Origin of the sequence: Nonomuraea sp. NPDC050790, from assembly GCF_044456745.1 — a bacterium.
Lineage (GTDB): Bacteria > Actinomycetota > Actinomycetes > Streptosporangiales > Streptosporangiaceae > Nonomuraea.
This window is the reverse complement of record NZ_JBITGF010000007.1, coordinates 232819-251579: the sequence shown is the minus strand read 5'-3', so window position 1 is coordinate 251579 and position 18761 is coordinate 232819. Positions and strand designations below refer to the sequence as shown.

General features: G+C 67.2%; 15 protein-coding genes and 2 pseudogenes. 11 read left to right on the top strand and 6 right to left on the bottom strand.

Translation table 11 applies throughout. The features are described 5' to 3' along the window. From ACIBEJ_RS33855 to istB, 4 genes are all read left to right on the top strand, one after another. Positions 1-1255: hypothetical protein (locus ACIBEJ_RS33855; protein WP_397186953.1), on the top strand; the 1255-nt coding region annotated here is incomplete at its 5' end. A gap of 77 nt (positions 1256-1332) precedes the next feature. Continuing rightward, positions 1333-2016, top strand: a complete 684-nt coding sequence (locus tag ACIBEJ_RS33850) for a hypothetical protein (RefSeq protein WP_397186952.1) — start codon at positions 1333-1335, stop codon at positions 2014-2016. 184 nt (positions 2017-2200) lie between these two features. Continuing rightward, entirely contained in the window at positions 2201-3733 is a 1533-nt protein-coding gene (istA, locus tag ACIBEJ_RS33845; protein ID WP_397186951.1) for an IS21 family transposase, read from the top strand. After that, the gene (istB, locus tag ACIBEJ_RS33840) at positions 3733-4524 is read left to right on the top strand and encodes an IS21-like element helper ATPase IstB (RefSeq protein ID WP_397186950.1); all 792 of its coding nucleotides are present in this window, start codon (positions 3733-3735) and stop codon (positions 4522-4524) included. Before istA ends, istB begins: the two co-directional genes overlap by 1 nt. Before the next feature lie 98 nt (positions 4525-4622). Here istB and ACIBEJ_RS33835 read toward each other — a convergent pair whose 3' ends face one another. The 3 genes from ACIBEJ_RS33835 to ACIBEJ_RS33825 all read right to left on the bottom strand — a co-directional run bounded on the left by ACIBEJ_RS33835 (position 4623) and on the right by ACIBEJ_RS33825 (position 7996). Beyond that, entirely contained in the window at positions 4623-5108 is a 486-nt protein-coding gene (locus tag ACIBEJ_RS33835; RefSeq protein ID WP_397186949.1) for an integrase core domain-containing protein, read from the bottom strand. A gap of 1837 nt (positions 5109-6945) precedes the next feature. Continuing rightward, positions 6946-7362, bottom strand: a complete 417-nt coding sequence (locus tag ACIBEJ_RS33830; RefSeq protein ID WP_397186948.1) for a hypothetical protein — start codon at positions 7360-7362, stop codon at positions 6946-6948. Between the two features lie 193 nt (positions 7363-7555). Beyond that, entirely contained in the window at positions 7556-7996 is a 441-nt protein-coding gene (locus ACIBEJ_RS33825) for a MerR family transcriptional regulator (RefSeq protein WP_397186947.1), read from the bottom strand. A gap of 58 nt (positions 7997-8054) precedes the next feature. Between ACIBEJ_RS33825 and ACIBEJ_RS33820 the strand changes: the two genes are divergently transcribed. Beyond that, positions 8055-8954: an NAD(P)-dependent oxidoreductase gene (locus ACIBEJ_RS33820; protein ID WP_397186946.1), complete on the top strand. Its 900-nt coding sequence runs from the start codon at positions 8055-8057 to the stop codon at positions 8952-8954. A gap of 88 nt (positions 8955-9042) precedes the next feature. Here ACIBEJ_RS33820 and ACIBEJ_RS33815 read toward each other — a convergent pair whose 3' ends face one another. Further along, positions 9043-9309, bottom strand: a complete 267-nt coding sequence (locus tag ACIBEJ_RS33815) for a hypothetical protein (protein ID WP_397186945.1) — start codon at positions 9307-9309, stop codon at positions 9043-9045. A 335-nt stretch (positions 9310-9644) separates the two neighbouring features. Here ACIBEJ_RS33815 and ACIBEJ_RS33810 point away from each other — a divergent pair, with 335 nt between their 5' ends. Next, positions 9645-10421 carry a recombinase family protein gene (locus ACIBEJ_RS33810; protein ID WP_397186944.1) on the top strand — a complete coding sequence of 259 codons (777 nt, stop codon included), beginning with the start codon at positions 9645-9647 and terminating at the stop codon, positions 10419-10421. Positions 10422-10680: 259 nt separating this feature from the next. Here ACIBEJ_RS33810 and ACIBEJ_RS33805 read toward each other — a convergent pair whose 3' ends face one another. Beyond that, positions 10681-11829, bottom strand: a complete 1149-nt coding sequence (locus ACIBEJ_RS33805) for a hypothetical protein (RefSeq protein ID WP_397186943.1) — start codon at positions 11827-11829, stop codon at positions 10681-10683. Positions 11830-12026: 197 nt separating this feature from the next. Next, on the bottom strand, positions 12027-12227 hold the full coding sequence (locus tag ACIBEJ_RS33800) for a hypothetical protein (RefSeq protein WP_397186942.1): 201 nt from the start codon (positions 12225-12227) through the stop codon (positions 12027-12029). Between the two features lie 813 nt (positions 12228-13040). Between ACIBEJ_RS33800 and ACIBEJ_RS33795 the strand changes: the two genes are divergently transcribed. The 5 genes and pseudogenes from ACIBEJ_RS33795 to ACIBEJ_RS33775 all read left to right on the top strand — a co-directional run bounded on the left by ACIBEJ_RS33795 (position 13041) and on the right by ACIBEJ_RS33775 (position 18732). After that, on the top strand, positions 13041-13763 hold the full coding sequence (locus tag ACIBEJ_RS33795; protein WP_397186941.1) for a hypothetical protein: 723 nt from the start codon (positions 13041-13043) through the stop codon (positions 13761-13763). Between the two features lie 292 nt (positions 13764-14055). Further along, on the top strand, positions 14056-15015 hold the full coding sequence (locus ACIBEJ_RS33790; RefSeq protein WP_397187437.1) for an NAD(P)H-quinone oxidoreductase: 960 nt from the start codon (positions 14056-14058) through the stop codon (positions 15013-15015). A gap of 155 nt (positions 15016-15170) precedes the next feature. Continuing rightward, the gene (locus ACIBEJ_RS33785) at positions 15171-16145 is read left to right on the top strand and encodes an alpha/beta hydrolase (RefSeq protein ID WP_397186940.1); all 975 of its coding nucleotides are present in this window, start codon (positions 15171-15173) and stop codon (positions 16143-16145) included. Between the two features lie 89 nt (positions 16146-16234). Beyond that, positions 16235-16855: pseudogene (locus tag ACIBEJ_RS33780) on the top strand (acetoacetate decarboxylase family protein); the annotation flags it as partial. A gap of 313 nt (positions 16856-17168) precedes the next feature. Beyond that, positions 17169-18732, top strand: a pseudogene (locus ACIBEJ_RS33775) (succinic semialdehyde dehydrogenase). Positions 18733-18761: the final 29 nt, after the last annotated feature.

Here is an 18761-nt window from a genome sequence, read left to right as displayed (position 1 = left end):
CAAGCTGTCCGACGGCTGGAAGCTCCGCTGGCGCGCCCGCGCCACCGCCGCCGGAATCACCGGCGCCTGGTCACCCTGGTCCACCTTCACCGTGGATGTTGCTTCAGGCGCTCAAAAAGCCTCTAGCAAAGCGGCATCTACCGAACCTCCTGCATTCAAACTGAACCATCTGACTCTGGAAGAGTGTGAAGGTGACCGCCTCCCCGACGGTCGGTACAAGTGGCGGGATGTGGCACTCGCCTTCAGTTGGTGCTTTACCCACTGGTACGGCGTTTCTCTCTACAAGAGGGCCTGGGTGGACGGCAAATGGGTCAAGCTCTATGTTGGCTGGGTCCAGTTCCGCGGATCAACGGTGATCAACACCCGCATCGGCAGACAAAACAATGATGCCGCATATGACGACCCCAACCGCAAGAGCCGGGATATCGACGTATGGTTCAAGATTAACCATCTCCGGTACACGGGAGACACCACACAGGTATCGCTGCGCACGTACGTCAAAAAGGCTGGCGACCCTACCACTTCTCAATGCATGCCGACCTCGTCTACCGGAAGACAGTCCAGCCTGCCGGAATGGGAGAGCAATAAGAGCAGCCTCATCACCTTCCGCTCCCATCCCGGCGCCCTGGGCCCGGACTACGTAGGAACATGCACCATCAGCCCCTATATCGAGGTCGGATCCCAGATCGGAGACGAGGACTTCCCCCACTTCAGCACGGCACCAGTTGTAGCCTGCGACACGGCATCCGACAACCCCAACGCCGTCGGTGGTTGCGTCTTTGAGACAGCCAACAAGATCATGGTGTACGACACGACGAGCGCGGCGCATTCGCCCGTGGCAAGACACATCAAGGACGCCTTCTACAATCCAGGCCCAACGGCTCCCTCGAACAGCAATAAAGCTGTTCCAGGGAACTTCATGGCACCTCGTGCCAGCGCCCAGGGAAAACCTCTCCACAGAACTATCGATCCCCGACTGCGCAGGGATACCAGGGACCGGGTGGTCACTGTCTGTGCGACACTCCCAATCATCGTAGATACTGAATGCGATGAGTACCCATTCAACTCCTCCTATGAAGGCGGGGGGCGAGTCTGGAAAACAGCAGCGCTTACGGACAACTATTCAGTTCGTCGTGTATTCGCGAGCCAGAACGGATCCGCCGGAACCACTCTCAACTGGTTCTATTGGCGATACCGGATTCTCGATAACGACCCATTCTGGGTTATGATCACCACAGACAACGTCCCGCAATAGAGGCAAGAGTGGCGGAAGGGGCACACCCCCTTCCGCCGCTCCGGGGCAGTGAATCGGTGAAAGGACCTGAAGCATCCATGGCGTTCAATGTGACGACTGTCGACTCCGCCTGCTTCACAGCCGTTAAAGGATTGGATGTCGGAGCGGTATGCCGGATCCTCGGCGCGACAGAAATGGGTGAAACGAATGGTTCCCCATACAGCGGATGGGATGCCCTCAACGATGCCGTGATATCCGCATGGGGAGACGGTGTCCTCGTGGCCGAACCCAGTTATGGAACGCGATGCGCCCAGCCCGAGGCCTTGGCCGCCCTCACACCCTCAGGCGGAACCGCCCTGACGGCCTGCTGGCATGATCGAGGCATCAGCCCCGCCTGGCAGGAGTGGCACAATCTCCTTGCGCTCGCCTCTGAAGGTCGACTCCTGTCGGCACTCGACCCATCAGGTGATCTTCACGTGCGGATAGGGTGGGACCAGCGTTCCCTGGATCCCTACCTTGCCGGGTCGCGCTTCGACTACGAGACCATCAGCGTCCAAAGCCCCGCAGGGCAGAGAAGAGGACGGGGAGCGGGCGGATCCATCACCGTGCCCCACTGGCGAAACGCATGTATCACCGCCCTGGAAAGATTCGCCCACGCCGAGTTCCATGACCAGCTAGTCAGGTCAACCAATCCAGAGCGCAACTTTGTTTTAAGCCATATTCTCCCCATACCGGACGGTGATTTGACCTCTTTTATAGGTCCGCGCAGGGAAGATGGCTGACATACTCAGTCCCAGCACATTGCGCCTGCGGATAACTCCATCCATCCAGGCAGGTGACGGCGGCCATGGAATGCTCCCCGCAGGCGGCCATTTAGAGCCCCACTGACGGCCGCTGAAATCCCCGAGTACGGCCAGATAGCTCCCCGCTCGTCCCGTCCATGCCCGGCCGGTGATCCTTGTCCGGGTGAAGAACAGCAGGGAGATCATGGAGATCCTTGAGGCGTATGACCTCACGGGCAGTTACCGTGCCGCGGCGGAGCTGGCCGGATGCGACCACCACACAGTGGCGCGCTATGTGAAGATGCGGGCTGCCGGACAGCAGCCCGCCGAGCGTCGACATCGAGAACGGCCTATTGACGCGTTCCTGCCGAAGATCGAGGAGCTGGTAGTCCGCTCCAACGGGCGGATCCGGGCCGATGTGGTGCACAAACGGATCGTCGCGATGGGTTTCACCGGTGGTGAGCGCACGACCCGCCGGACCGTGGCAGAGGCAAAGGCCCAGCTCAAGGCGGGGCAGCGGCGAATCTACCGTCCTTGGATCACTGAGCCGGGGTTGTGGTTGCAGTGGGACTGGGGTCACGGCCCTGTGGTTGGCGGTCGTCAGACGACGTTGTGGTGCGCTTGGCTGGCCTGGTCACGCTTCCGGGTGGTGATCCCGGTCTGGGACAAAACGCTGCCGACCGTGGTGGCCTGCTTGGACGCGACATTGCGACGGATCGGCGGCGTTCCGGCTTATGCGCTGACCGACAACGAGAAGACCGTCACCAGCGACCACATCGCCGGGATCGCGGTCCGCAACCCCGAGATCGTCGAGGTCGCCCGCCATTACGGCATGACCATCCGTACTTGTGTCCCGGCCGATCCCGAGTCCAAGGGCGGCAGCGAGGCCACGGTCCGGATCGCCAAGGCCGATCTGGTTCCCACGCAGGTCAACCTGCGCGAGGACTACCGCTCCTTCGGCGAGTTGGAAGCCGCCTGCCGGACGTTTTGCGAGGAGGTCAACGGCCGGCCTCACCGCGAGACCCGACGGCGCCCGGCCGAGGCCCTCATCGAGGAACGGGCCCGGCTGCACCTGCTGCCGAAGATGCCCTTCACCGTCGCGTTCGGCACCACCCGGCGGGTGACTTGGAGCTCGACCATCTCCGTCGACGGGGTCCGCTACTCAGTGCCGCACGAACTGATCGACACCCGGGTCTGGGCCCGTTTCCATGGCGATGAGCTCATCGTCACCGCGGTCGACGCCGACGGCGGAGCGATCGAGGTCGCCCGCCATCTCCGAGGAAACCCCGGCACCCCGGTCATCGACCAAGCCCACTACCCACCCCGCGAGGACAAGGACGGCGACCGCACCCCCAAGGCCGCCTCAGCCGAGGAAGCCGCGTTCCTGATGCTCGGACCAGGAGCGGCCTCCTGGCTGGTCGAGGCCGCCAACGCCGGCGTTCGCAGGATGAAGACCAAGATGGCCGAGGCCGTCACCTTGGCCAAGCTCTACTCCACCAGCCAGGTCGACCAGGCCCTGGGAACCGCCGCGATCACCGGCCGGTTCGCCGACGCCGACCTCCTTTCCATCCTGGACTACCAAGCAGGCCGCGATGCCGTCGCGCCGACCCGGGCCAGCGAAACCCACAGCCTGCAGCCCGGCACCTCCGCCTGGGCCTCCTTCGGCACCCGTCCCGCCAGCCCCCATTCCGACGTGACCCCTGAGGAAAACACCTGATGGCCACCCCGCTCCGCTTCGTTCCCGGCTCCAACGGCGACCCGCTCGCCGAGGCCATCGAGCTGACCAAGCGACTCAAACTCCCGCACATGCGCCGACAGCTGGCCGACCTGATCCCCACCGCCAAAGCTCAACGCTGGGACCCCGCCGAGGTCGTGCGCGTCCTGCTGGCCGAGGAAGCCGCCGGACGCGATCGCGCCAACCTGAACACCCGCCGCAAACGCGCGGGCTTCCCCGCAGGCAAGACCTTCGGCGACTGGGACGAGACCGTCTCCTCCATCCCGCGCCCCACTCAGGACGCCCTCAAGAGCCTGGAGTGGGTCCGCCGCCGCGAGAACCTCTGCATCTGCGGCCCGTCCGGGACCGGAAAGTCGCACTTCAGCGAGGCGCTCGGCCAGAGCGCGGTCGAGGCCGGGCTGACGGTGACCTGGTTCAACATCGAAGACCTCGGCGCCCTGGTCCGCCGACACCGCGCCGACGATTCCATCGCCCGCGCTCTGACCCGCATCATCCGCTCCGACTTGATCATCGTCGATGACATCGGCCTGCTGCCCGTCTCGCCTGACGCCGCCGAAGGCTTCTATCGGCTGGTCGATGCCGCCTACGAACGCCGGGCCCTGGCCGTCAGCTCCAACCTGCACCCTTCAGGCTTCGACGAGATCATGCCCAAGACCCTGGCCACCGCCACGGTTGACCGGCTCATGCATCACGCTCACATCGTGGTCACTCAGGGTGACAGTTTCCGGCTCACCCAAGCCACCTCAGGGCAGGGGGTCAAACCCTTCACCTGACCCACATCCTCATCGACCGCGGGGAGATAACTGGCCGCGGTTGGGGACACCGAACTGGCCACCAGCGTGCTAATTATCTGGCCGCCAGCGGGGAGAGCTCACAGGCCATTGACAGGCAGGTCAGGCGGCATGCGAGTACTTGTGGAGGACTGCGCCTGCCGAAAATTGCGTCCGTGCAGTTCAAGCGGCATGTGTGTATTCGTGGAGGATTCCGCCGAACCGGTCGTGTCGATGGACGTTCGGGTCGATGATGCGCGCAGGTGGGGGGTCGATCCGGGGACGGCGCGGAGTGGAGCTGCCTGGTCGAGGGCTTGATGAGCGCGATGCTCGTTATAGAACTTCTCGTACTCACCCAGGGCGTGGCGTAGATGGTGTTCGTTCCAGATCAGGCAGCGGTCGAGAAGCTCGTGACGGCACGACTGCACCCACCGCTCCATGATCGAGTTCATCCGCGGCATCCGGATGCCGGTGAGCACTGCCTGGATACCGGCTTCCGCGAGAATCTCGTCCATGAGAGCGGGGAACTTGCCGTCACGGTCTCGAATCAGGAACCGGGTCCGGCAGCCTGCATCCTCCAGATCCACGACGAGGTTCCTTATCGCCTGGGCCACCCACGCCCGGTAGGGTGAGTGGTGGTGCCAAGAACGCGGATGCGCCTGGCGGCGTGCTCGATGACGGCCAGGATGCAGTGGCGCTGTCCGTTGAGGGTGACGGCTTCGATGAAATCGCAAGCCAGGAGTGCCTCGGCTTGCGATCGTAGGAAGTCAGCCCTGGTGGTGGAAGCTCGCTCGGGTGCTGGGTCGACGCCTTCCCGTTGGAGGATCTCCCATACTGTGGACGGCGCGACTTTGAGGCCGAGTGTAGTCAGCTCCCCAAGGGCGTGGGGACCTCGAGACCACCTCACCGAGCTGGCCTCGCACGTCGGTTCACCCCCATGCCCGTGGCGGTGAACCAGCGCACGCACTGGCCAGAGTCGCAGATGTCAGCCTCGTCCCCATACCGGATGACTTCCTCCGCAACGCCTACCGGGTAGGTCACCGTGCTCGGCCCGTGCTCGTCCGTCCCGGCACCCCGCGTCAGGATCGGGCACAACCTGACACTGCAATCACCATGGATCGGGACAAAGAATCACGACCGGACACGGGCAAACACTAGACGATCTTGCTTCTAATCCGACGGTCGCAGGTTCGAATCCTGCAGGGCGCGCTTCAATCATGGCATTGACCTGGGACAGCGCCTGCCCGCCTGCACTTGGCGGGTGCCACGATGGGCCAGTCACGGCCCACGATTCACGGAATGATCTTGCTTCCAGCGGCCGCCGCTGCCTGCGTGGGCCGGGCCAGGTGACGACGCCCCGTACGGCTCGCCAGGAAGAGCCGACAACCGGCTACGCGGCTGCGCTCTCCTCGATCGGTGCCGCAGGGACATGTGCAGGTGCCTCATTCCCTGCTGCGCTCGCCTCCACATGACGCCCTGGCGGTGGCCGCGTAGGCGATGTACGACACGTTGATGCCGCGCCCCCTGGACGGGGGCCGGACTCCGGCGTACGCACGGCGCCGCTGGGTGGCCGACGCGCTGAGCGTGAGCGAGAAGACCCTGGACGGCGCCCGCCGCCAACTGCTGACCGAGGACGTTCCGGGCGGCCCATGGCCGGCCCGCTCCAGCCCTCGGGGAGCCAAGCGGGCGGTCGGGAACGCGGCCTCGCGACTGCCCCCGCGCGAGCCGGAGAGCCGTACGTGGCGGTACCTTCCTGGACACTGGACCCGCTGTCGGCCAGCCCAGATGCTGGCCGGCGCATCTCCCCGACCGCGTGGCGGTTGTACGCCCTGATGCTGGCCGCCTGCCGCAAGGTCGACCGGCTACTGGAGAGCTCCTGGGCAGCCTGCTCGGCGCCTCTGCCTGTACCGGCCGACGCAGGCTCCGAGACCTGGAGCACGCGGGCATGGACGAGGTCACCGAGCGCCGCGGCGGCCGGCTTCTCGTGCACCCCGTGCAGGACCCGGATGCGGCCTCCGCAACGGCTGTCGCATACGCCACACAAGGCCGTCACCACACCAGCCCTGACCCCACTCGCACCGCCGCCCGCGAGCCGAGTGTGCAAGCCGCAGGGCGAGAAGGTTTCACACGGGCCTCAACGCCGACGCCCTTCGTGGGCGGGTTAGGTTTGCCAGACCTGCCCTGAGCAACTGACCGCAATCGGGCGGCCACCTCGCACAGGGCGCCCGTCGCCCCAGGCACCCGCGCGGCCCGGTGGCCGGCGCTGACCACCCGCCTCCTGTCGTTCCTGCCACCGGGCCGCGTGGGTGCCCTCCCATCCGCCGGCCTTCACATGGCTCACAGCCAGGCGCGGGCCCCACCTGACCCTCCGCTTCATGATTGGCAGGACATCTGACGATGGTGGCGGCCAGAATCGGACGATATTCAGTCCCAGTAGTTGAAGAGCGCTTCGCCGAGCGTGACAGGCCCCCAGTAGGTGATGTCCGCTGCCGAGACGCCGGGCCAGGAGGCCGCGTCGAGGGGGCCATTCAGTTCGGAGGCCGCGAGCACCTCGAATCCCGGTTGCTCTGCCAGGGCAGCTGCGAGCGCAGGAACGTCCACGAATATCAGCGGACCCGACTCCCTAGCGCCGTCGACGAAGGCGATGGTTCGGGGCTTCGAGACGGCCAGGACTGCCAAATCGCGCGGGCAGACCACGGCGACGGTGTGATCATGATAGGCGACGAGCCCTTGATGGAAGTTGGGCGTCACATCGTCAGCGAGGCGGAACTCGATCAATCTGCCCTCGGTGAGACGAGCGGATGTGATGCAGGCGCGCTTGAACTCGCGGACGTTCACCATCCAGTGAAGATATCCGCCCGGAACATTCCGCAGCGATCAGTGCCTCAGATGCGCGGGACATCAACCAGCTAACCCATGATCAACGGGAATGCCGCAGAGGGTGTCCTCAAAGCTCTGCATGATCTACTGCGAGGGCGATGGTGCAAGACGATCGGTCAGTGGCTTTGAGGCGTCGGCAGTTGGAAGCGGTGGATCAGGTAGCTGGGGCGGTTCGCGGATTGGAACTGGGCGAGCGAACTGGTGGCGGCATCGCGTCGCACTCCGATGGGTCGGCGGGATCAAGCGCTGAGGTGGCTTCGACGAGAGCGTCCAGCCTGTCCCGTGCAGCCAAGAGGTCTGCCGCGGCGGCGCTGAGCCGTTCCCGCTCGCGGTGCAGGTCGGGGAGCATTCCGGCGCAGGACGGTGTCAGCGCCTCCCCGTCATCGGTCATGCAGGGCAGCACTTCGCCGATCGTCGTGGTGCTGAGCCCGGCGGCGAGCATGAGACGAATGCCTCGCACCGTGGCGGCGTCCTCCTTCCGAAACTCCCGGTACCCGCTGGGCCGCCGTAGCGGCCGGAGCAGGCCTTGTTCCTCGTAGTAACGCAACGAGCGCACGCTGGCGCCCGTTAGCCGGGACAGCTCTCCGATCCGCATGTGACAACCGCCACTTCGAGTTGACTCTCACGCCGGTGTGAGAGTCCAGCCTATTCGCATGACAGAACAGCATTCATCCGGACAGAACAGCACTGCGGTCACCGTCGTCGGTCTGGGACCGATGGGATCGGCGCTGGCAGAGACGTTTCTTGACACGGGCCGATCCCTGACGGTCTGGAACCGTACCGCCGGCAAGGCCGACGCTCTGGTCGCCAAGGGGGCGCGCTGCGCGGCCACCGTCGCCGAGGCCGTGGCCGCGAGCCCTGTCACGATCACGTGCCTCAACGACTACGCGACCATGTATCAGGTCTTCGACTCCGCCGGCGGTGCGTTTCAGGGCCGTACGCTGGTGAATCTCACCTCGGGAACGCCGGCAGAAGCTCGCGCGACGGCGGACTGGGCGGCCGAACGCGACCTCGCCTATCTCGATGGCGCGATCATGGTGCCCCCGCCACTCGTCGGACAGCCTGAATCGGTCTTCCTGTATGCCGGGCGACGGGAAGTCTTCGACCGGCACCGGGCGACCTTGGCGTTCCTGGGCGATCCCCGGCACCTTGGCGCCGACCCCGGCCTGGCGGTGCTGTTCAACACGGCACTGCTCGAAATGATGTACGCGACCCTGAACGGTTTTCTGCACGGCGCCGCCCTGGTCGGCTCGGCGAACGTGCCCGCGGCCGAGTTCGCCGAACTCGCGCTGGGCTGGTTCATGCCCGTGGTGCTGGACCCTGCGAGCCTCGCCGAACAAGCCCCGAACCTGGACGAGGGCGCATACCCCGGTGACCTCGGAACCATGCACATGAACCTGAACGCGCTGGAGCATATTGTCCGCACCAGTGTCGAGCAGGGCGTCCACTCCGACCAGCCACGGTTGATGAAGGAACTCGCCGAACACGCGATCGCTCAAGGGCACGGCACCGAGAACTATTTCGCGATGTTCGAGATCTTCAAGAAAGGCTGAGGGTCGATGCCGACGACAGCCGGTGGTCCCGAAAAGCGTCCTCTCCTGCCCGAACCCACCGACCGGCTGACCCCCTAGACGACGGCGTTCATACGCACGGGGAGGCGCTGACCCGCACGTAGGCCCCGTCGCGCGTCGCCCTCGCGGTGAAGCATTGGATCCGGCCCCCGGGCCAGGAGATGAAGACCTCCCTGACCAGGCCGTTGTCCGGCGCTCCGTTGAGCGGCGTGCAGCCGGTGGCGAAAACACGCCGCTGCGGGCTGGGCTCCATCTCCAGCGTGGCGCAGGAGTAACCGGGTTGGGCTGCTTGGGCGGGCGATGGGGAGAACGCCAGTCCCGCGAAAGCGGATAGCACGGCCAGACGGGATTTCCTGAATGTCATGATCAAACGTAACCACGCCCGATGGGGGCCTTCACAAGCAGATTCACCGCTGCCTCTCGACGGCGGCCACCGCCAAGCCGAGGCCCCCAGCCGCTGGCGCAGATCCCCGCCTTCTACGGGTTCGTGCTCGGCGAGCTACCCGCTCTGTTGCGCCGCTGGCCACCGAAGAAGTGCAGAGCTGTGGTTCATGTGAGGACTCATGAACCGCAGCTCAGGCTCCAGGGCGACCAGGGTCTTCCTTGCCGGAATGTGTTGCATAGGTCGTTGCAAGAATCTTGAAGAGTGAAACACACATAAACGCTTCCGGGGTGAGTGACGACGACTTCCTGCGGGTCGAGGCCCGCGACTTCCCGATGACTGCCTGCGCCACCCCGGCCGGCTCGCCCTGCCGTACCGGCCGGGGGAAGGTGGCCGTCGCCTACCACACCGTCCGCTTCCGGCTGGTGCCCGCACTGGCCAAGGCGCTGAGCGTCGCCGTGCCGCCGGTGCGCAAGCCCAGCTCGAAGCTCTCGCGGCCGTCGACGTCACCCGCGTGTTCGCGGAGAAGATCTCCACCCGCGTCACCGTACGGCCCGAGCTCGACAAGGCCATCACCCTGGCGCGAGCTGCGCGCAACCGGCGTCGCGGTCACCCTCGTGGTGCACCAGCACAAACGCCTCGGACGCGGCCTGGAACTGGCAGCGCTCGCCGAACAGCTCAAGGCCGCCGGCATCGGCCTGCGGTTCCTCACCGGCGAGCTGCAAGGCAGCCATGACCCGTCCGGGGTGGTGTTCACCGTGCTTGCGGCCCTGTCCGGTATGGAGCGCGAGTACATCCGTGACCGCACCCTGGAAGGCCACGAGTCCGCACGGGCCCGCGGCAAGCACATCGGCGGGACCAGCGTCGTCGACGAGGCGATGGTGTCCATGGCCCTGCACCTGCGCGGCCAGGGCGCCAGCCTGCGCGACATCGCCGCCAAGCTCGTCATCACCCACGGCGCCAAGAAGGGCCGGCACCCCTCCGCCGCCACGGTGCCACGGATGCTGCGCGAGCACGACCAGACCGCCCAGGCCGCCGAAGTCGCCGCCCTGGAACCCACCGCTTGACCACCCGCCGGCACCGTGGGCGGCAACGCCCCGGCCGCGAGGACGACCTGCCGGTTCCGACAGCTCAAGGAGCCTTTCTGATGAACGCCGGACACCCGAGACCACCTCGGCAGCCCTGGCCATCCTCATCGAAGAGGGAGCTCACCGGGATCGACTCCGAGGTCGTCGGGCACCCCCTGCACGCGGTGCCCTCGCGAACGCCCCCGCGGGCACAGGGGGCGTTCGCAGCTGGTGTCAGCCGACGTCCGGGCGCCGAGTGTCAGTCGATGGCCGGTCCCGGGACCGGGACGTAGCCGGTGAAGGAGCCGAGCAGCCCATTGGCACCTGGGCCCGCGAAGTTCCTGGCGAGGGCGCCCCCGGGCTCGCGGGCCAGCAGGATCTGGGCCTGCTGGCCCTCGAAGCCGCCGGCGCTGAGAGCCGTGGGGTTACTGCTCACCGGACCATCGATCCTGGTGAAGCCGAGGAAGCCGGCGGAGCTGATGCGCTTGTTGATGGAAAGGGCGTTGTCACTACCACGGGTGTAGACGGCGGTGAGGTTGGCCTGGGAGCTGACCGCGGGGTCGCTGGTGAGGAAGCCGCCCAGTGACCGCCAGCCGCCGTTGGTCGTCAGCAGGGTCCACAGCCCGTTGTCCTCACCGCGGGCGAAGATCTCCGTCCCGTTGAAGAACATGTCGTCGGCGAGCGCGATGTTGCTGGTGACGCGCAGGTCGCCGAGCGGCTGGAAGCCGCTGGCGCCGGTGGGCGTCACCAGGTTGAGGTAGACGCGATGGTCGGCGCCCCGGACGTAGACCCTGATCTGGTTGGAGGGGATGAAGACGCGGCCGGTGGTGATCTCGCTGGTGGCGAAGCCGCCCAGGCTGTTCCAGCCGGTCCAGGCGCCTCCGCGCAGGATGTTGGTCCACACCGCGCCGTCGGTGCCGCGGGCGAAGATCCTGATGTTGGTGGAGGGTTCGCCTCTGGCCACGATCGACTCGATGTCGCCGGTCACTGTGAGACCGGGCACGTGGGAGAAGCCGGTGACGGTGCCGGCTGGGGTGATCGTGGTGGTGTAGACCTGGTCGTCGGTGCCACGGACGAAGAACTGCGTGCCGTTGGGCGTGACGACGACGGACGGGTCGCCGACGATCGTCCCGCCGAGCGATTGCAAGGGTGCGAATCCGTTGCCCGACCGCACGCCGTACAGCAGGGAGCCGTCGGCGCCACGGACGGCGACGCCCTTCGCCACGGGCATGAAGGACACGTCATAGGCGATCTGCGGAGTGCCGAGATTGGGCAAGTCGGGTGCGTAGGGAAGAGGTGCCTGCGCCGCAGAGGCGGGTGCGGCCGAACCCAGCAGGCTCGCGGTCATCGCGGCGGAGGCGAGGATGGCCGCCGCGATGGAGCCACGTAGCCGACGTGGACGTTTCATAGGGGTCGGTCCCTTTCTTCGTGGGAAACGGGATGACCACCATTCGCCTCATACCGGTGCGCGGATCATCGGCGCCGCGGAAAGTGCCCGCTCGCCGGGATTCCGCCGGGCATCACGGGACTACTGGACATCGTTGGCGTCACCGACGTCACGGGCGCTTCGCGGCGCACAACGCGGGATCGATGAGCCACTGCCGGTTACGCGGCGATCATCGCGATCCTGCTGATGCCCGGGCCCGTGAAGCGGAATGCACCCGGCTGGAGGTCGATGACGTCGCGATCACCGCCCGCACCGGCATGATCCGTCTGCACGGCAAGGGCGGCCAGGTCCGCGTCGTCCCGCTCCCAGCGGTCGCGCGAGAGCGCATCTCCGCCTGGCTCGACATCCGCGGCCGCCATCCCGGCCCCCTGTGGGGCGGCCGGCGTGGAACTGAGTGGTTTCGGCGGAGGCGTGGGCGTGGCGGAACCGGTAAATGCCGATCTCGACTCCGGCGGCCTGACAGCACGCGCTCGTCGCCGCGCTGGCGGGAGCAGAACAGCGGTGGTTGCCCCAGTGGGCACGGCACCTGCGCCGAGTGCGTCGTCGGCGAGGCCCTTCGCGGCCGCCGCCGCAGTGCACGACTTTGCCGCTTGATATTGAGCATTTAGGAACTCCCAACGACTCGGCAGGGAAGGCGTCCGAATACCGACGCGTTGCGAACCGCGTCTGTTCTGCGGCAAAAGGAAAAGTCGCCGACCATTCGACTCACGCCTGGCCTGAGGTGAAATCCTTCGCAGTAGCGGCGACCGTCGGACGTGGCCAGTTGACGGCGTAGAAAGAATTTAGGGCCTGCCTGGCATCCATTTCCTGACGTTGTCGTGCAGCTGCGGATGCATATCGACGTACCCTTGTCCCCAATCCAGGCTTTGCACCCGTACACCATTCAGAACACACACGCGGTCGCCGCAGTCATACGAGCTGTGTCGCCGATGCCGAGTGAGGAAGCGGCATTCGCATGAACTGCGACCGTGGGCAAAACTGCCATGGCAGCGAGAGTTTGTGCTTGGGGAGATTCTGTTCATGAGAGTGAATTCCTCCGCTCGGTTGTCCCGAGTGGCGTTTTGGACAAACATCATGCGACGCCCTCACGGCTGCCTAGCACTTCACCACCCGCGGCCGGAATCCGCGCTGATCCCGGAGAACTTCGCCGATGTTCTGTACGTTGAGAGGTCATGACGCCACGACGCGGGCCACGTTCACGCTTACCCGGTGGCGGCTGGCCGGCGACGAACATCAGGCGAATCGCCGCACGTCAGCCCGAGGCGCGGGTGAAGGCCCCGCTGCGTGGCGTCCGCTGGAACGTTCAGTGGTGGGCGGCGTTCACCACCGTCGTCGCCGGGCTCATGTCCGTGCCCGCGCTTGTCATCTCGCTCAGCGCGCTCAAAGCCACTGAACAGCAAAGACTAGAGGCCCAGCGGCACAAGACCGATTCCGAGGCGGCCCTTCAGCGTGCCTACGCCCAGCGGATGGCCATCGAAGCCGGTCAGGGCAGCCTGGTCGGCGCGCTCCTCGACGGCGGGACGATCACCATCAGCAACGGCAACACGATCGGGGCCGACGTCGAGATCCTGCTCGGCGTGGCCCCCGACACCTCTGCCGAGGACACCTGGAGATACGCAAAGGTGCTGTTCGCCTCACCCGCGTGCACCCGGGCCACCTATCAGGTCCCCGCCCATCTGTTCGAAAAACTGGAAGCCATGGATGAAGGAGGAAGCCTCGACGAGGCCGTCTTCATCCATCCGCTGGACCGCCGCCGATGGTTGTTTCCCGACCTCGGCGTCGGTATCGCCGCACAGCCGCTTCCGGCTGACCGCGTGACGGCATTCAGCAGCAGGCCCGGAGCCATGATGGCGATGCCACCGCCCAGAACGCGGGCTGTCGCAGGATGCGCCTGACCGTCACCAACGGCCACGCCCCCCTTTCCTCACCCACGCCCAGATCAGCAGCGTAGATGCCCTGACCCCAGTCCCGGCCAGAAATCCCTCACCTACGGCGCCTACAGCACCCACCAAGGCCACCGCGGCCTGGCCCGGCTCGTCGACACCTCGCCGTAACCCGGAGCGGGACAGTGCACTGGCTCCCTCATGTATGCAGTGCTTACATGAGGGCGTAATATGTGCAGTGTAAACATTCGTGCTGGCATCCCCGTTGAAGGCGGAGGTCGCATCGACATGGGAGGCGAACACTATCAAGGCGATCATGATCAGGGAGCCGGGCGGCCCGGAGGTACTGGAGTGGACCGAGGTCGACGACCCGGCGCCCGGACCCGGTGAGGTGATCGTCGACGTGGTCGCCACCGCGCTGAACGGCGCCGACGTCGCCCAACGGCTGGGCCTCTACCTCGTGCCGCCGGGCGCCTCGCCGTACCCCGGGCTGGAGGTGTCCGGCCGGATCAGCGTCCTGGGCGAGGGGGTGAGCGGCTGGCAGGTGGGCCAGGAGGTGTGCGCGCTGCTGACCGGCGGCGGGTACGCGCAGAAGGTCGCCGTCCCCGCCGGGCAACTGCTGCCCGTACCCGAGGGAGTCGGGCTGGTCGAGGCCGCGGGGCTGCCGGAGGCGGCGGCGACGGTGTGGTCCAACGCGGTTATGACCGCGCATCTGGCCGAGGGCGAGACCTTCCTCATGCACGGCGGCGCTGGCGGCGTCGGGACGATGGCGATCCAGATCGCCAAGGCGCTGGGCGCGCGCGTCGTCACCACCGTGAGCGGCGCCGACAAGACCGCCCGGGTGCGGGAACTCGGCGCCGACACGACGATCGACTACCGCACCGAGGACTTCGCGGACTTCGGCCCCTACGACGTGATCCTGGACGTCATCGGCGGCCAGTACCTGGAGCGCAACGTGCAGTCCCTGAACGTCGACGGGCGGCTGGTGATCATCGGCATGCAGGGCGGCTTCGAGGGCAAGCTCAACCTCGTCGAGCTCGTCTTCAAGCGCAAGTCCGTGTTCGGCACAGCGCTGCGGTCGCGGCCGGCCGAGCGGAAGGCCGAGATCGTCGCGGCGCTACGCGAGCACGTCTGGCCGATGATCGAGGACGGTACGGTGCGCCCGATCGTCGACCAGATCCTGCCCCTGTCGCAGGCCGCCCGGGCGCACCAGCTCATGGCGGACTCGCAGCACGTCGGCAAGATCCTGCTGGTCAACGAGTAGGTCCGCTGCGCGGCGGTGCTCTCGACGTGGAGGCGCAAGGATCCGTCACTGTGGGTAGCTAGATAGTCACTGTACCGGATTGTCCCGGATGCCCACAGCCACGGCCCGTCCGGCCGCACGACAGGGCACACCCTTACTCGTGACACGGAGTGACCATGAGCGAGATTCCGCCGCCGATCACGCCTTACCTGGAGCCGGCCGCCAAGGAGCTGGCCGAGGCGACCGACCCGCACCCTCGCATCTATGAGGTCCCGCCGGAGCAAGGCCGCCACATCCTGCTCGATCTGCAGAGCGGCGCCGGCGTGCCCCGCCCGGAGGTGGACGAGGAGTGGGTGGAGGTGGACGCCGGGCAGTGGGGGACAGTCCGGACCCGCATCATCCGGCCCAAGGGGGCGAGCGGGCCGCTGCCGGTGGTGTTCTACATCCACGGCGCCGGCTGGGTCTTCGGCGACGACCAGACCCACGACCGCCTGTTCCGTGAGCTGGCCGTCGGCGCGGGCGCGGCGGGGGTGTTCCCGGTCTACGACCGGGCGCCGGAGGCGAAGTACCCGACCCAGGTCGAGCAGAACTACGCCGTGGGTCAGTGGGTCATGGAACACGGCGCCGACCACGGGCTGGACACCTCGCGCATCGCGGTGACCGGCGAGTCGGTCGGCGGCTGCATGTCGGCGGTGTTCGCGCTGATGAACAAGGAGCGCGGCGGGATCGACCTCAAGGCCCAGGTGCTGCTCTACCCGGTGGCCAACGCCGACTTCGACACCCCTTCCTACATCCAATTCGCCGAGGGCTACTACCTCACCCGCGACGGCATGAAGTGGTTCTGGGACGCCTACACCACCGACCCGGCCCAGCGCGCCGAGGTTTACGCCTCCCCGCTCCAGGCCTCCCTTGAGCAGCTTCGCGGGCTGCCCACGACGCTGGTCATCACCGACGAGGCCGACGTGCTGCGCGACGAGGGCGAGCGGTACGCCAACAAGCTGCGCGAGGCCGGCGTGGACGTGACCTCGGTCCGGGTGGCCGGCATGGTCCACGACTTCCTGCTGCTGGACAGCCTGCGCGACACCCGTGCCGCCAACGTCGCCCGCAAGCTCGCCGTGGACGCCCTGAGGGCGGCCCTGCACAACCGCTGATGTGACACCGCTCGCACATAGTTGACAGTGCTTACATTTCGCGCCTACGTTGATGTAAGCACTGTCAACATGATGGAGAAGGTCGAATCATGCCATCGGCACAGACCAGCACCGTCGAGGTCAAGCTGGGCAGTCGTACGGTCGCTGTCCCCAAGGACGGTCTGTACGACCGCTACCGGATGGACACCGACCTCGACGAGGTGGCCCGCGACCCACGCGTCAGCAGCGTGGACTTCTTCCGGCGCCTGCCCAAGACCCGGGTGGATTCACCCATCGGGCCCACGCTGACCCCGAACTTCTACTACCGTGCCTCGACCGCCCGGCTGACGATGCTGGCCCCGTCCCGCGCGATCCGCACCCGCCTGCCACGGGAGCTGGCGCCGCTGGAGGTCGCGCCGGGGCTGGGGCTGGTCTCGGTCATGTTCTTCCGCTACGACGTGTGCGACATCGACCTCTACACCGAGGCCGCCGTCGGCATCGCCGTCCAGCCCGCCCGGCACGGCAGGCTCGGCTTCATCGACCTGCTTGCCGCCCTGAAGAACGACAGCCTCGACTCCTACGTGTTGTCCCTGCCGGTCAGCACCGAGATCGCCCAGGTACGCGGCCACGACGGCTACGGCTTTCCCAAATGGGTCACCGGCATCGACGTCGACATCGACGTCCGGCGAACCAGCGCCCGAGTCGCCAACGACACCGGCGGCACCGACCTGGCGCTGAGCGTCGCCACTCCCGCCCAGCGCGCGTACCCGAGCGGAGCCAAGGTCTCCACCCTCATCTCCTACACCCGGATCGGCGACGCCTGGCACTCCACACTGAGCCAGACCAACATGCTCTCCGCCGGAAGCGCCCGCCTGCCCCGCGGCCACGGTCTGCGACTCGGCCAGGGGCGCCTGTCCGACGACCTGCGCTCGCTGCGGCCGACCAGGACCATCCGGTTCGACGTCGTCACCGAGGGCCAGATCGCCCTGCACATGCCCGTTCCCTACTCGATTGCGAGCCGAACCCGGAAGCCAGGAACCCCTCATGATCACCGCCGCGCTACCCGCCTCGCTGACCCCTGCCCTGCTGAGCGACCTGAGCGCCCGGGTCGCGGCCGCGCCGGAGGCCGCGCGGGTCACCACGCAGGCCCCCTACACCGGTCTCCCGCTCGCCGACCTGCCGGTCTCCACTCCAGCCGACGTCGAGGGCGCCTTCGCCCGCGCCCGCGCCGCCCACGCCGCCTGGGCCGGCACCCCGATCGCCGAGCGCAAGGCAGTCCTGCTGCGCTTCCACGACCTGGTCCTGGACCACCAGCACCAGGTGCTCGACCTGATGCAGGCCGAAAGCGGCAAAACCCGCCGCGACGCCTTCCTCGAAGTGACCGACACCGCGATCACCGCCCGCTACTACGCGCGCAGCGCCGCCAAGCTCCTCGCGCCCCGGCGGCGCCGCGGCGCGATCCCCCTGCTCACCCACACCACCGAACTGCGCCACCCCAAGGGCGTCGTCACGATCATCTCACCGTGGAACTATCCGCTGAGCATGGCCGCCGGTGACGCCATCCCGGCGCTCATGGCCGGCAACGCCGTCGTCCAGAAGCCCGACACCCAGACCGCGCTCACCGCGCTGTGGGCGCTCGACCTGATGACCGAGGCCGGCCTGCCCGCCGGGGTGTGGCAGATGGTCATCGGGCGCGGCGCCTCCCTCGGCGACGCGCTGATGGACGGCGCCGACTACCTGATGTTCACCGGCTCCACCGCCAGCGGCCGCCGGATCGCTCGCGCCGCCGGCGAACGCCTCATCGGCGCCTCCCTGGAGCTCGGGCAAGAACGCCATGATCGTCTGCGACGATGCCGACGTCGAGCGAGCCGCCGACGGCGCCGTCGCCGCGTGTTTCCCGTCGGCCGGCCAGCTCTGCGTCTCCATCGAACGGCTGTACGTGGCCGAGGCCGTCCGAGACCGGTTCGTCGACGCGTTCGTCGCCCGGACGAAGCGGCTCAAGCTGGGCGCCGCCTACGACTTCAGCATCGACGTGGGCAGCCTCACCACCCCCTCCCAGTTGGCCACCGTCACCACGCACGTCGAGGACGCCGTCGCCAAGGGCGCCACCGTCCTGCCCGGCGGCCGGGCGCGGCCCGACCTGGGGCCGCTGTTCCACGAACCGACCATCCTCACCGGCCTCACCCCGGACATGACTCTGTACGCGCACGAGACCTTCGGCCCCGTCGTCTCGCTCTACTCCTTCACCGACGACGCCGAGGCGATCGCGCGGGCCAACGCCTCGCCGTACGGGCTGAACGCCAGCGTCTGGTCCCGCGATGCGGCCCGCGGCCGGGCCGTGGCCGCACGCGTGCACGCCGGCACCGTCAACGTCAACGAGGCCTTCGCCGCCGCATGGGGCAGCATCGACGCGCCGATGGGCGGCATGGGCGAATCCGGGCTCGGCCGCCGCCACGGCGCCGACGGACTCCTCAAGTACACCGAGCCCCAAACCGTTGCGCACCAGCGCCTGCTCGGATTCTCCCCACCCGCCCGCGTCTCGCCCCAGTCCTGGGCGGGCCTGCTGACCGGCGCGCTGAAGGTGCTCAAGGCCATCGGCACCCGCTGAGGGAGTCCACCGGCGGTGCCCGGCTCGAT

What these genes read in the sequence shown, in the direction of transcription:
- ACIBEJ_RS33850 (WP_397186952.1), top strand. Translation starts at nt 1,333, where the DNA reads ATGGCGTTCAATGTGACGACTGTCGACTCCGCCTGCTTCACAGCCGTT.
- ACIBEJ_RS33820 (WP_397186946.1), top strand. Translation starts at nt 8,055, where the DNA reads ATGACAGAACAGCATTCATCCGGACAGAACAGCACTGCGGTCACCGTC.
- istB (WP_397186950.1), top strand. Translation starts at nt 3,733, where the DNA reads ATGGCCACCCCGCTCCGCTTCGTTCCCGGCTCCAACGGCGACCCGCTC.
- ACIBEJ_RS33830 (WP_397186948.1), bottom strand. Translation starts at nt 7,362, where the DNA reads ATGGTGAACGTCCGCGAGTTCAAGCGCGCCTGCATCACATCCGCTCGT.
- ACIBEJ_RS33825 (WP_397186947.1), bottom strand. Translation starts at nt 7,996, where the DNA reads ATGCGGATCGGAGAGCTGTCCCGGCTAACGGGCGCCAGCGTGCGCTCG.
- ACIBEJ_RS33785 (WP_397186940.1), top strand. Translation starts at nt 15,171, where the DNA reads ATGAGCGAGATTCCGCCGCCGATCACGCCTTACCTGGAGCCGGCCGCC.
- ACIBEJ_RS33800 (WP_397186942.1), bottom strand. Translation starts at nt 12,227, where the DNA reads ATGGCGGCCGCGGATGTCGAGCCAGGCGGAGATGCGCTCTCGCGCGAC.
- ACIBEJ_RS33805 (WP_397186943.1), bottom strand. Translation starts at nt 11,829, where the DNA reads ATGAAACGTCCACGTCGGCTACGTGGCTCCATCGCGGCGGCCATCCTC.
- ACIBEJ_RS33795 (WP_397186941.1), top strand. Translation starts at nt 13,041, where the DNA reads ATGACGCCACGACGCGGGCCACGTTCACGCTTACCCGGTGGCGGCTGG.